This is a genomic window from Mycobacterium sp., assembly GCF_035314905.1.
Lineage (GTDB): Bacteria > Actinomycetota > Actinomycetes > Mycobacteriales > Mycobacteriaceae > Mycobacterium.
Genome location: NZ_DATFYW010000068.1, coordinates 1 through 11,720, shown reverse-complemented (window position 1 = coordinate 11,720; position 11,720 = coordinate 1). Strand labels below are relative to the sequence as shown.

Sequence of the window (11,720 nt, the reverse complement as noted above, 5' to 3'; positions counted from 1 at the left end):
CCCAGATGGACAAGGCCCTGGATCAGCTCCCCAGAGAAATCCGCACCCTACTGCAAGCCCAGCGGTGAACTTGCTCAGAAAACGGCGGCACCTACGCGGCTGCGATTGAAGCGGTGATGCGCCAGCTGCAAGACGACCTTGGCCAGCCGAAGCCGCCGCCGTGGCGGCCACCCGGCGTTGGGCCGACAACCCGCCATAATTCGTCGGGTCTCGGCGTTTGATCGGGCGAGAAGAAGGCGACGCTCGCCTCCCGACCCCAACCGACCGGCAAACACCCCTGCACCAGAAGATATCCGCGAAAAACCTCGCATATCAACCACTTTCCCGCGCCAGCCCGCTCCGCGGCACCGTCCGCTTGTGCAACCACATCCAGCACCTTCACCAACTGGGCCCGCAAGCCCGACCCCACGTCAGCCTCTTCCCCCGAGGTCGTTTTCACATCAAGCGGAGCAGGGACCATCGGCCCTATAGAACGCCGCGGCCGGAGCGCATTCTGATGCCGATGCTCGTTTCTGCATTCAACCCTAGGAGCGCGATCATGGCGGAGAGCACTGAGAAGCAGACTGTGGTGGAGCGAGCGGCAGACCTGTCCGAGGAGGTGCTCAAGTCGGTCGAATCCGGACAGCGAGCCGCGATCGATGCCGTACGCAAGTTCGTTGGCACCGTCGATGAGGCGATTCCCGCGCGCGGCGATCGCCCGTCGGGAAACAAGACCATCGTCGACGCCGCCCTGGAGATGGCGGACAAGCTCGTCGAGACGCAGCACGAGTTCGTGCGCAGCGTCATTAACAGCGCGAGCGAGACGCTGAAAAAGCAGGGCGCTGCAAAGCCAGCCGCTGAGGCCCCCGCAAAGCCAGCTGCTAAGGGCGCCGCAAAGCCCGCTGCTGATTAGTTGCCAAACAGCTGTGGGCAGCGCGATCGTAACAGCGGAAAATGACGCTGAGCTGGGCTTTACTGATCAACAGGGATAGCACGCCCATCCGCGTGGGCCGGGTCGTCGCCAGTGCCACGGCATGCAGCCGTCGCGGAAGTAGGAGACGCAGAAAAGCGGCTGCACGGCCGGCGTCGTCATCGTGGGCGGGTGAAGGACCGTGTCGTGAGAGGTTTGGCTTGCATGCGGCGCACAGGCCGATACCAGCGACCCCATCGTGAGCGTCGCTGCGGCAACCGTCAGGGCAAGTCTTGGCACGGTGCGCAGCTTTGCCGGGCTAGGTCCTGGTTCGTCCCGCGACGAGCCGGTAGACCAACAGCAGAATCACCGCGCCGACCAGCGCACCCAAGAACGAGTGTTTGATCGGTGGGGTGATCGGGAAGTGATGCTCGAAGATCACGCTGCCCAGGGTGCCGCCGACATAGGCCCCGAGGATGCCGAGCACCGCGGTGCGATCCAGCCCATGTGATGCCTACCAGGCACGATCAATCGCGCGATCGCCCCGACGACGAGCCCGAGGATGATCATCCAGATGATGTGCAGGACCACGACCAACTCCTTCGGGTACGCCTACTGGAGAGGAGATTAATCCAGCCGGATCTGAGCGTCCACCGGCGGAGACAACGGCAGTCGAGTTGCCTCGCATCGTAACTCGTTCGAGCGACCAGCCTGCGGCGACCTGCTCCCGAATACGTGCTCCATCATCGCAAAGTGAACTGTGTTGAGACACTGCGATTTTGCTCAGTCGATGTTGTTGCTCGGGCAACCGATGTCGACGTAGACGACCGCGAGCGGGTCCTTAGGGGTCGGCGGGCCGTCGGGATCGTGGATCGCGTCGACCCAGCACTCCGACAGCGGGACCGTGGGGTAGCCGCTGACCCAGTTGACCTGGACGGTGTAGCCCTGGGATGCCAGGTCATCAAGGGTGGCGTCGGCCGGCTCGCCCCCGCCTACCGGCCAGACCGGGTCGGCGGCGCCGACCGGCGCGACGGCAATGGACGCGGCGGCCCCGGCCGCGAGCAACAACGGGGCGAAGTATCCCGGCTTGAGCGACATGAGCGTCCTCCGGAGATTCGTCTGGCCTCTGCTACCAGGATCTCGCCAAAGTCGCGACCGGAACCGATTGGCACCAAAGCCACAACGGATTAGCACCGAATTGGGAGGGTGGCTATTGCACGGTGAGTGTGCCGTGCATGTTGGCGTGGTACTTGCAGTGAAACGGGAAGACGCCCGGCGTCGTGGGGGCGGTGAAGGTCTCCACGCCGCCGCCGCCCGAGACCCGGACGTCGAACAGATTGTCCTGGTCCGACGTGACGGTGTGGTTCGCGTCGTCCTTGTTCACGACGGTGATCTGCTGACCGGGGCTCACCGAGGCGGGCACCGTGTAGGCGAAGTTCGAGATCACGATCTGGCCGGCGGCCGGTGCGGGCGCCGACGTCAACGGCAGCTTGGTTATCGACGACTGGGTACCGGTCTTCGTCTGAACAAACGTCGACGACGGTTCGTTGGCTCCACCGCACGCCGCGAGCACACCGACACTTAGCAATGCGGCCGAAATCCGCATCGCGACGCGCCTAGGCCAGAAGGCCAACACAACCAGTCACACTATCGAAGTCGGCGCGCCGCCGGCCGGGAATGCGCTGACATCGTCCGCGTAGCGTGGGCGTCATGCGGGTGGTGATCGCGGGCGGGCACGGCCAGATCGCGTTGCGGCTGGAGCGGCTGCTCTCCGGGCGCGGTGACGAGGTGGCCGGCATCATCCGCAAGCCGGAGGAGGCCGACGACCTCCGCGCCGCAGGCGCCGAACCGCTGGTGTGCCACCTGGAGTCGGCCCGAGTCGCCGACGTGGCGCGCTGTCTCGCGTCCGCGGACGCGGCGGTCTTCGCGGCCGGGGCGGGCCCCGGCAGCGGCATCCCGCGCAAAGACACCGTCGATCGCGCCGCGGCGGTCCTGTTCGCCGACGCCGCGGAGGCCGCCGGCGTGCGGCGCTTCCTCGTCATCTCCTCGATGGGCGCCGACCGGGAGCCGCCTGCCGGCACCGACCCGGTCTTCGCCGCCTACCTTCGCGCCAAGGCCGCGGCGGACGCCCACATACGGTCCCGGGATGCGCTGGACTGGACGATCCTGCGGCCGGGCCGCCTCACCAACGATCCCGGCACGGGTCGGGTGAGTCTGGCCGAGCACACCGGGCGCGGCGACGTCAGTCGCGACGACGTGGCCGGCGTACTCGTCGCGCTGCTCGACGACGCGCGCACCGGACGCCGGACCCTGGAAGTGATCAACGGCGACACACCGATCGCGGAGGCGCTAACCGGTGCCCAGCAGCCGGGGATGCGCCCGGCCGGCGATGAGCGGCATTTCCAGTGACGTGACGATTCCCGGCGGCGCGGCACACACATACGGCACCGAGTTGACGCAATGCGCCGCCGTCGCAACGATTCCCGGGTTGCTGACGAGGCCTTCCTCGATGGTTTCCGGCTGCCAGCCCTTGATCGTGGCGAAGGTGTCCGGGCTGCCCTTGACCTCGATCTCGAAACGCTCACCCTGTGTGCCGAACGTCCAGGGCGGCTCCAGGTGCGCCTCCCCCATCAGCCAGTGCACCCCGATGCGGACGACAACCTCGCCGTCCACGTAGGCCTCCCAATGGAAGCGCTGACCGGCAACCTTTCCGGGCTCGATCACGCCGACCGGCGAGTCGATCGGCTCGGTGGCCACCGCGACGCCGTGCAGGGTCTTGACCTCGGCGCGGTCCGTCAGCCCCAGCGCATCCAGCACCATGGCCATCGACTGGTTGAAGCCGCCGGTCAGGAGTTTGAGCATCGGGCCCTGTTCGGCCTCCTCCGGCGTCGCGCCGAAACACATGATCCACCGCACCACGTCCGGCGCGCCGTAGGTCCGGATGTCCGAATACTCCTCGGCGCGGACGAACGTCACCCCCGACGACATCGCCGACAGCATCAACGGGAAGGTCTCGGTGACCCCGCCCGGGTTGATTCCGGTGCCGTGCAGGCTCACGTTGCCTTCCGCACACGCCGCGGCCAGCGGCGCGGCCTCCTTGTCCGACGGGTAGAACCACCCGACGGGTGTGATCACGTTCTTGCCCGAACGCAGGAGTGCGGCCACCTCGTCCGGGTTCGGCATCAGCGGCGCGTAGACGACCGCGTCGGCCTGCGCCCCGAGAATGTCCCCGACGCTGGATGTCGCGGTCACGCCCAGCGGCGATGTGCCGATGATCTCGCCGACATCCTTGCCGTGCTTGTCCTTCGAGTGAACCCAGCAGCCCGCCAACTCCAGCTCCGGATGTTTGAGGACGCAGTCGATCGCCGCCCTGCCGACCGATCCGGTGGCCCACTGAATCACCCGCAGTGCCATGCCAGCTCCTTTGCCCGACGACTTCGGCGACGCCACCGAATCTAACCTCTACGCTGACGCTGCCACTACCAACCAGAGGGGAAACGACAATGCCGTGGTTCCTGGCGCTGCAAGGCCCGACGCATCGCACAAACGAGTCGACGGTGTATCAGCTCGCCGATTCGACGAACGTGCAGCGTCTGCGGCAGCAGCTACTCGAAGAAGCCGCGATGGGCGGTGTTGTTTCGGTGCCGGCGGTGTTCGGCACTCACCTCAAACCGGTGACGCTGTATGTCCGGCCGAACGCGTGGGGCCTGTGGATGTTCTACGAACTGAGTGAGGAGGAGCGCAAAGAGCTGCCGACCGGCAACGCGATCCTCGATGCGCTCAGCCAGGCGGTGCGCCAGCAGCAAGAGGGGAAACATGTGGGGCCGGCACCGCACATTCGGCAACGCCCGATTAGCTGACCGTGCCATCGCCGGACGTAGGGTAGACCGATGCAGCGGGCCGAAACCGACCGCGTCACGTTCGAGGTGATCGACCGCGTTGCGCTGATCACGGTCAACGATCCCGACCGCCGCAACGCCGTCACCGACGAGATCAGCGCGGGGCTCCGCGCGGCGGTGCAACGCGCCGACGCCGACCCGCGGGTGCACGCCGTGGCGGTCACCGGCGCGGGCACAGCGTTCTGCGCGGGCGCCGACCTCGGCGCCCTCGGCAACGCCGCCGAGGGTGAGCTCCCCCGCCTGTATGACGGCTTCCTGGCCGTCGCCGACTGCACGCTGCCCACCGTCGCGGCGGTCAACGGGCCGGCGGTCGGGGCCGGGCTGAACCTCGCGCTGGCCTGCGACGTGCGGATCGCGGGCCCGAACGCGCTGTTCGACGCGCGATTCCAGAAGCTGGGCATTCACCCCGGGGGCGGGATGACGTGGATGCTGCAGCGCGCCGTCGGCCCGCAGGTCGCGCGGGCGGCGCTGCTGTTCGGCATGCGCTTCGACGCGCAGGCCGCGGTCCGGCACGGGCTGGCGCTGGCCGTCGCCGACGACCCGGTGGCGGCCGCACTCGAGCTGGCGGCCGGTCCCGCGGGCGCCCCCCGGGACGTGGTGGTCGCGACGAAGGCCACGATGCGCACGACCGTCAGCCCGGGCGCGATCGACAGTGACCAGCACGCGTTCGCGGTCCGCGCCGAACTCGGCCCGCAGGCCGAATCCATCCGTTCGCCGGCGTTCAGACAACGGCTGGCCGCCGCGCGGCGGCGTTAGCTCACAGGTCGAGCAGCGCCGTCTCCGGCGTCTCGACCAGGTGCCGCAGTTCGCGCAGGAATTCGGCCACCTGCGCGCCGTCGGCGACGCGATGGTCGAACACGCAGGTCAGCGTCATGGTGGGTCTGGCGGTCACCGTGCCGTCGACGACGACGGCGCGGTCCTTGAGTGCGCCCATCCCCAGGATCGCCGCCTCGGGATAGTTGATGACGGGCACGCCGTCATCGAGTCCCAGCGCCCCGAAATTCGACACCGTGAACGTCGACCCCTGCAACTCGGCCGGCGTGAGAGTGCCGTTCCTCGCGCCGTCGATCAACTCCGAAACCCGCTGCGCCAGCTGACGTGTCGTCAAACCCCGCGCGTCGGCGACCACCGGGACCAGCAGGCCGCGCCCGGTGGCGACGGCGAAGCCGACATTGACGGCGCGGTGCGTGTGGACCTCGGGGCCGTTCGCCGAGTCCACCCACGTCGAGTTCAGCACCGGATGGTGGGTGAGCGCGATGGTCAGCAGCCGCAACACCAACACGAACGGGCTCACCTCGTGGCCGGCCGCGGCAAGCCGATCCCGCAGCCGCAGCAGGCCGCCGCCGTCGACCTGCACACTGGCATGGGCGTCGGGAATGTTACGGCGCGCCAACGTCATCCGCTCGGCCATTCGGGCACGGATACCCTGTACCGGCAGCACATCCCCGCTTGCCGCCGCGGCCAGCACGTCGTCGCGGGTGATGACGCCGTCGCCGCCCGAGCCAGGTTGCAGGCCGTCGAGGTCGACGTGCAGGTCGGCCGCCAGCTTGCGGACGGCCGGCGCGGCCCGCGGTCGGCCGGATCGCCTGCTGGTGTCGAAGGAGTCGTCCGCCCCGTATCCCACCAGCACCGGCGCGCGGGCGTGTGTGCCGTTGGCGCCGTCGGGCTGCGTGTCGATGCGCACCAGCAGCGAGCCGACCGCGAGCGTGTCGCCTTCGGCGCCAAGGCATTCGGTGACCCGGCCCGCGTACGGGCTGGGAATCTCCACCTGTGCCTTCGCTGTTTCCAGGCAACACAGCGGCTGATTGAGCCCGACCTCGTCACCCGCCGCGACGTGCCAGCTCACGACCGTCGCGTCGGCAAGGCCTTCCCCCAGATCGGGGACCAGGAAGTCCTTGACGCGATCGTCGTTCACGGCCGCTCCAAGGTCTTCTCGACGCAGTCGAGCAGGCGGTCCGGGCCCGGCAGCCACAGCTTCTCCAGCCGCGCCGGCGGATAGGGGGTGTCAAAACCGGTCGCGCGCAGCACCGGCGCCTCGAGGTCGTAGAACAACTCCTCGGAGATGCGGGCGGCCAACTCGGCCCCGAACCCGAGCGTGCGCGGCCCTTCGTGCATCACCACCGCGCGCCCGGTCTTGCGGACGGAGCCCGCGACGGTGTCGAAGTCCAGCGGGTTCAGCGAACGCAGGTCGACGACCTCGAGGTCGGCGCCGCGGGTGCCCGCAGCCAGGTCGGCGGCGTGCAGCGCGGTGCCGACAAGTCCGCCGTAGGTCAGCACCGTGACATCCGAGCCGGTTCGCCGAATCGCCGCACGCCCGATCGCCGGAGCGGGAGCGGTAGTGTCGACGGCCTCCCGGGCCCAGTACCGCCGCTTGGGCTCCAGGAAGATGACCGGGTCGCGGCCAGCGATCGCGTACCGCAGCAGCCAGTACGCGTCCGAAGGCGTCGACGGCACAACCACCTTCAGGCCGGCGGTGTGCAGCCAGTACGTCTCGGTGGATTCGGAATGGTGTTCGACGGCGCCGATCCCCCCGAACGACGGGATCCGCACCGTGACGGGCAGGTCGATCTCCCCGTGGCTGCGCATGCGGTATTTGGCCAGGTGGCTGACGATCTGGTCGAACGCGGGGTAGGAGAAGCCGTCGAATTGGATCTCGGGCACCGCGACGAAGCCGCGCAGCGCCAGCCCGACAGCGATCCCGACGATCGCCGACTCGGCCAGCGGGGTATCGAAGCATCGTTTCTCCCCGAAAGCCGCGGCGAGCCCCTCGGTGACCCGGAAGACCCCACCCAGCCCCGCGACATCCTCGCCGAAGACCAGCACCCGCTCGTCGGCGGCCATCGCGTCGTGCAAGGCGCGGTTGACGGCCTGCACCATGGTCAGGCGTTCCGCGACCGGCACCGCGGCCGGGGGCGCGGGCCGTTCGACGAGCTGCGTCATCACGCCTCCCTGGCCAGCTCGGCCCGCAGGTCGCGGCGCTGCGCGGCCAGTGCCGGGGTGATCTCGGCATAGGTGGTGTCGAACACCTCGGTGACGTCCGGGTCGGCGGCGGCGAGCACCACCTGACGCAGCTCGCCGCGCATCCGCGACGAATGCGCGGCCACGCGTTGTTGCAAGCGCCCGGTGAACAGGCCGAGGTGCCGCAGGTATGCGAGGTAGCGCGGAATCGGGTCCAGCGCCGTGGCGCGATCGAGCTCCTCCTGCGAGCGGTAGCGGGTCGGGTCGTCGGAAGTGGTGTGCGCACCGAGGCGGTAGGTGAGGGCCTCGATCAACGTCGGGCCGCCGCCCTGCCGGGCCCGCGCGGCGGCCTCGGCCATCACCGCGTAGCAGGCCAGCGGATCGTTGCCGTCGACACGCACGCCGGGCATCCCGTAGCCGACGGCGCGGTGGGCGATGGACGGGCCGGCGAGCTGCCTGCTGACCGGCACCGAGATGGCCCACTGGTTGTTCTGCACGAAGAACACGCACGGCGCGCGGTACACGGACGCGAAGTTGCACGCTTCGTGCACGTCGCCCGTGCTGGTGGCGCCGTCGCCGACGAACGCCACCGTGACGGAGTCCTCGCCCAGCCGCTGCGCCGCCATCGCCGCCCCGACCGCGTGCAGCCCATGGGTGCCGATCGGGATCGCGATCGGCGCGCAGCGCTTCGCGGTGAACCCCAGCCCGCCGTGCCAGCTGCCCCGCCACACCGCGGCGAGGCGGTCCAGCGGTATTCCGCGCAGCAGCAGCACGCCGAGCTCGCGGTATTGCGGGAAGAACCAGTCCGTCTTGCGCAACGCCGCCGCGGCGCCGATCTGGGCCGCCTCCTGGCCGCGGCAGGACGCGAACAACGCCAGCTCGCCCTGGCGCTGCAGGTTGACGAACTCGGCGTCGAGGTCGCGGGTGACGACCATCATCTCGTAGAGCCAGCACAGGGTCTCGGGGGGAAGGTCGCGGCGGTAACGCTGCTCGGCGGTCGGCAGACCGTCCGGTCCGATCAACGTGACCGGCTCGGAATCGACGGTCATCGGGATCGTCGGCACGCCGCCTCCTAGGTCTTCGACCGTTCGGCCGGCGTCACTGCCCGACGGGTCTCAGCAAACCCGTTCGCGCGCCCTCACAGGGCCCGGAGGGCGACCTGCCGCCCGGCCCGCCGGAGCACTGGCGCTACCCCCATTATGCGCTCGCCACCACATAATCCGCGTTGCGCGGACCGGGTGGCCCCGCCCGTGTCGCGGGGGACGCGGCGCGGTCACCTGCGGCGCTGCGATAGCAACCTAATCGTTACAAACCGCGCTCGCGGGCGATCACCATCAACTGCACCTCGGTGGTGCCCTCGCCGATCTCGAGGATCTTGCTGTCGCGGTAGTGCCGGGCCACCGGGAACTCATTCATGAAGCCGTAGCCGCCGAAGATCTGGGTGGCGTCGCGGGCGTTGTCCATCGCCGCCTCGCCGGCCACCATCTTGGCGATCGCGGCCTGCTTCTTGAACGGCTTGCCCGACAGCATCATCGCCGCGGCGTCGTAGTAGGCGGTGCGTGCGGTGTGCGCCCGGGCCTCCATCCGCGCAATCTTGAACGCGATGGCCTGGTTGCGTCCGATCGGCCGGCTGAAGGCCTCCCGCTGCTTGGCGTACTTGACGGATTCGTCGACGCAGCCCTGCGCGGCGCCGGTCGAGAGCGCGGCGATCGCGATCCGGCCCTCGTCGAGGGTGCGCAGGAAGTTCGCGTAGCCGCGTCCCCGTTCGCCGAGCAGGTTTTCGTGCGGCACCCGCACGTCGTCGAACGTGAGCGGGTGGGTGTCCGACGCGTTCCAGCCGACCTTGTTGTAGGCCGGTTCGGCGGTGAAGCCCGGCGTGGGCACCGGCACCAGGATCGCGGAGATCTCCCTCGTGCCGGCGCCGGTTCCGGTGACCGCGGTAACGGTGACGAGCCTGGTGATGTCCGTCCCGGAGTTGGTGATGAACTGCTTGGTGCCGTTGATCACCCAATGGCCGTCGTCCAGCCTGGCGGTGGTCCTGGTCGCGCCCGCGTCGGTGCCGCCGCCGGGCTCGGTCAGCCCGAACGCGGCAAGGGCGCGTCCGCCGGTCAGCTGCGGCAGCCATTCCTGCTTCTGGGCGTTGCTGCCGAACCGGTAGACCGGCATCGCGCCCAGCGACACCGCGGCCTCGAGCGTGATCGCGACGCTCTGGTCGACCTTGCCCAGCTCTTCGAGCGCCAGGCACAGCGCGAAGTAGTCGCCGCCCATGCCGCCGTACTCCTCCGGGAACGGCAGCCCGAACAGGCCCATGTCGGCCATCCCCGACACCACCTCGTACGGGAAGGAATGCTCGGCGTCGTGCTTGGCGCTCACCGGCGCCACCACGCTGTGCGCAAAGTCGCGCACGGTCTTGGCCAGCTGCCCGTAGTGGTCGGGCAGCGTGCCGGTCGCCAAATAGTCGGTCATGGTGTTTCTTCTTTCTCGGTTTTCCCGGTGGCGATGATCCGCGCCAGCGGCTGGCCCACCCTGACCTGGTCGCCGACGCCGACGAGCAGCTCGGCCACCCCGTCGATCGGGGCGGTCAGCGCATGCTCCATCTTCATCGCCTCGACCGCGACGACGACGGTGCCCGCCCGTACCGGCGCCCCGTCGCCGACACCGACGGCGACGACCGAGCCGGGCATCGGGCTGATCAGCTCCGCGTCGCCGCTGTGCTCGTCGTCTGGGCGCACCGGCGCTTCCTGAAGCTGGAACACCGCGACCGTGCCGTGGCCGCCGCAGAGCCAGATCTGCCCGTCGTCGGCCGCAACGGTGTAGCCGTCGCGCCGCCCGTCCAGCGTCACGACCAGCTTGTCGCCATTCAAATCGGCTGACAGCGAACGGGCTTGGCCGTCCTCGACGGTCACCGTCGCGGCGCCGGGGCGCCCGGCGATCCGGACGTGATCGGTGCGCGCGCCGGCACTCAGCCGGATCACGGTCGCCGCCCGCTCGCCCACCCTGAAGCCGGACGGTTCGGTCCACAGGTCGTCGGTCGATGCGGCCCAGGCCTGCAGCCACCGGTAGGCCGCGGCGGCGATCAGCTGATCGTCGGTGGGCGCGGCCGGCACGAAATCGGCCATCCGCCGCTCCAGCAGGCCGGTGTCGAGGCGGCCGGCCGCCACGTCGGGGTCGGCCAGCAGGAAACGCGAGAAGTCCACGTTCGTCACCACACCCAGCACCCCGGTGGCCGCCAGGGCGCGGTCGAGCGAGCGCAGCGCGGCGGCGCGGTCGCCGGCGTGGGCGATGACCTTGGCCAGCATCGGGTCGTACTCGCTGCCGACGACATAGCCGGCCGCAAGACCCGAGTCGACCCTGATCCCGGGCCCGGCCGGCTCGACGATGCCGAGCACCTTGCCGCCGGTGGGAAAGAACCCGCGGCCCGGGTCCTCGGCGTAGACACGGGCCTCGATCGCGTGCCCGGAGAGCGTGATGTCATCCTGCGTCACCGGCAGCTCGTCGCCGGCGGCGATCCGGACCTGCCATTCGACGAGATCGGTGCCGGTGACCATCTCGGTGACCGGGTGCTCGACCTGCAGGCGGGTGTTCATCTCCAGAAAGAAGAACTCGTCGGGGCGCTCGGCCGACACGATGAACTCGACGGTGCCCGCGCCGGTGTAGTCGACACTGCGCGCGGTGTCGCAAGCGGCCGCGCCGATCCTGGCCCGCGTCGCGTCGTCGAGCAGCGGCGACGGCGCCTCCTCGATCACCTTCTGGTGCCGGCGCTGCAGGCTGCATTCCCGCTCACCGAGATGAATCACCGTGTCGTAGGCGTCGGCGAGCACCTGCAGCTCGATGTGCCGGGGGCGCCGCAGATAGCGCTCGAGGAACAAGGTGTCGTCGCCGAACGCGGCGGCCGCCTCGCGCCGGGCACCGGCCAGCGCGGCGGCCAGTTGGTCCTCGCGCCGCACGACCCGCATGCCCTTGCCACCGCCGCC

At 69.5% G+C, this 11,720-nt stretch carries 12 protein-coding genes and 1 pseudogene; 4 read left to right on the top strand and 9 right to left on the bottom strand.

What is annotated here, in order from left to right:
• The first annotated feature begins 538 nt into the window (after positions 1-538).
• Positions 539-892, top strand: a complete 354-nt coding sequence (locus VKG81_RS05250) for a hypothetical protein (protein WP_324390359.1) — start codon at positions 539-541, stop codon at positions 890-892.
• 316 nt (positions 893-1,208) lie between these two features.
• Here the strand turns inward: VKG81_RS05250 and VKG81_RS05245 are convergent.
• From VKG81_RS05245 to VKG81_RS05235, 3 genes and pseudogenes are all read right to left on the bottom strand, one after another.
• Positions 1,209-1,480 (bottom strand): annotated as a pseudogene (locus VKG81_RS05245) (GlsB/YeaQ/YmgE family stress response membrane protein).
• Positions 1,481-1,672: 192 nt separating this feature from the next.
• The gene (locus tag VKG81_RS05240) at positions 1,673-1,987 is read right to left on the bottom strand and encodes a hypothetical protein (protein ID WP_324390357.1); all 315 of its coding nucleotides are present in this window, start codon (positions 1,985-1,987) and stop codon (positions 1,673-1,675) included.
• Between the two features lie 112 nt (positions 1,988-2,099).
• Complete coding sequence (locus VKG81_RS05235) at positions 2,100-2,495, bottom strand: cupredoxin domain-containing protein (RefSeq protein ID WP_324390355.1); 396 nt, start codon at positions 2,493-2,495, stop codon at positions 2,100-2,102.
• A gap of 104 nt (positions 2,496-2,599) precedes the next feature.
• Between VKG81_RS05235 and VKG81_RS05230 the strand changes: the two genes are divergently transcribed.
• Positions 2,600-3,298, top strand: coding sequence for an NAD(P)H-binding protein (locus tag VKG81_RS05230; protein WP_324390353.1), 699 nt, complete (start codon positions 2,600-2,602; stop codon positions 3,296-3,298).
• On the opposite strand, the gene VKG81_RS05225 is transcribed toward VKG81_RS05230, so the two are convergent.
• The gene (locus VKG81_RS05225; RefSeq protein WP_324390351.1) at positions 3,239-4,303 is read right to left on the bottom strand and encodes a dihydrodipicolinate reductase; all 1,065 of its coding nucleotides are present in this window, start codon (positions 4,301-4,303) and stop codon (positions 3,239-3,241) included. The genes VKG81_RS05230 and VKG81_RS05225 overlap by 60 nt on opposite strands.
• A gap of 89 nt (positions 4,304-4,392) precedes the next feature.
• On the opposite strand from VKG81_RS05225, the gene VKG81_RS05220 reads away from it, so the two are divergent.
• Positions 4,393-4,749, top strand: coding sequence for a hypothetical protein (locus tag VKG81_RS05220; RefSeq protein WP_324390349.1), 357 nt, complete (start codon positions 4,393-4,395; stop codon positions 4,747-4,749).
• Between the two features lie 30 nt (positions 4,750-4,779).
• A complete protein-coding gene (locus VKG81_RS05215) occupies positions 4,780-5,544 on the top strand; it encodes an enoyl-CoA hydratase (RefSeq protein ID WP_324390347.1) in 765 nt (254 codons plus the stop codon).
• Between the two features lies 1 nt (position 5,545).
• On the opposite strand, the gene VKG81_RS05210 is transcribed toward VKG81_RS05215, so the two are convergent.
• The 5 genes from VKG81_RS05210 to VKG81_RS05190 all read right to left on the bottom strand — a co-directional run.
• The gene (locus tag VKG81_RS05210) at positions 5,546-6,703 is read right to left on the bottom strand and encodes a dihydrolipoamide acetyltransferase family protein (protein ID WP_324390346.1); all 1,158 of its coding nucleotides are present in this window, start codon (positions 6,701-6,703) and stop codon (positions 5,546-5,548) included.
• A complete protein-coding gene (locus tag VKG81_RS05205; protein WP_324390343.1) occupies positions 6,700-7,728 on the bottom strand; it encodes an alpha-ketoacid dehydrogenase subunit beta in 1,029 nt (342 codons plus the stop codon). Before VKG81_RS05205 ends, VKG81_RS05210 begins: the two co-directional genes overlap by 4 nt.
• Positions 7,728-8,795: a pyruvate dehydrogenase (acetyl-transferring) E1 component subunit alpha gene (gene pdhA / locus VKG81_RS05200; protein ID WP_324390361.1), complete on the bottom strand. Its 1,068-nt coding sequence runs from the start codon at positions 8,793-8,795 to the stop codon at positions 7,728-7,730. The genes VKG81_RS05205 and pdhA overlap by 1 nt, the downstream gene beginning before the upstream one ends.
• Positions 8,796-9,051: 256 nt before the next feature.
• Positions 9,052-10,212 (bottom strand): acyl-CoA dehydrogenase family protein, encoded by a 1,161-nt coding sequence (locus VKG81_RS05195; RefSeq protein ID WP_324390341.1) that lies wholly within the window; start codon positions 10,210-10,212, stop codon positions 9,052-9,054.
• On the bottom strand, positions 10,209-11,720 hold a 1,512-nt coding region (locus VKG81_RS05190), incomplete at its 5' end, for a biotin/lipoyl-containing protein (RefSeq protein ID WP_324390339.1). The genes VKG81_RS05195 and VKG81_RS05190, both read right to left, overlap by 4 nt.

Bases quoted from the DNA above. Each gene is read 5' to 3' on its own strand.
- VKG81_RS05250 (WP_324390359.1), top strand. From the start codon at position 539: ATGGCGGAGAGCACTGAGAAGCAGACTGTGGTGGAGCGAGCGGCAGAC.
- VKG81_RS05240 (WP_324390357.1), bottom strand. From the start codon at position 1,987: ATGTCGCTCAAGCCGGGATACTTCGCCCCGTTGTTGCTCGCGGCCGGG.
- VKG81_RS05235 (WP_324390355.1), bottom strand. From the start codon at position 2,495: ATGCGGATTTCGGCCGCATTGCTAAGTGTCGGTGTGCTCGCGGCGTGC.
- VKG81_RS05230 (WP_324390353.1), top strand. From the start codon at position 2,600: ATGCGGGTGGTGATCGCGGGCGGGCACGGCCAGATCGCGTTGCGGCTG.
- VKG81_RS05225 (WP_324390351.1), bottom strand. From the start codon at position 4,303: ATGGCACTGCGGGTGATTCAGTGGGCCACCGGATCGGTCGGCAGGGCG.
- VKG81_RS05220 (WP_324390349.1), top strand. From the start codon at position 4,393: ATGCCGTGGTTCCTGGCGCTGCAAGGCCCGACGCATCGCACAAACGAG.
- VKG81_RS05215 (WP_324390347.1), top strand. From the start codon at position 4,780: ATGCAGCGGGCCGAAACCGACCGCGTCACGTTCGAGGTGATCGACCGC.
- VKG81_RS05205 (WP_324390343.1), bottom strand. From the start codon at position 7,728: ATGACGCAGCTCGTCGAACGGCCCGCGCCCCCGGCCGCGGTGCCGGTC.
- pdhA (WP_324390361.1), bottom strand. From the start codon at position 8,795: ATGACCGTCGATTCCGAGCCGGTCACGTTGATCGGACCGGACGGTCTG.
- VKG81_RS05195 (WP_324390341.1), bottom strand. From the start codon at position 10,212: ATGACCGACTATTTGGCGACCGGCACGCTGCCCGACCACTACGGGCAG.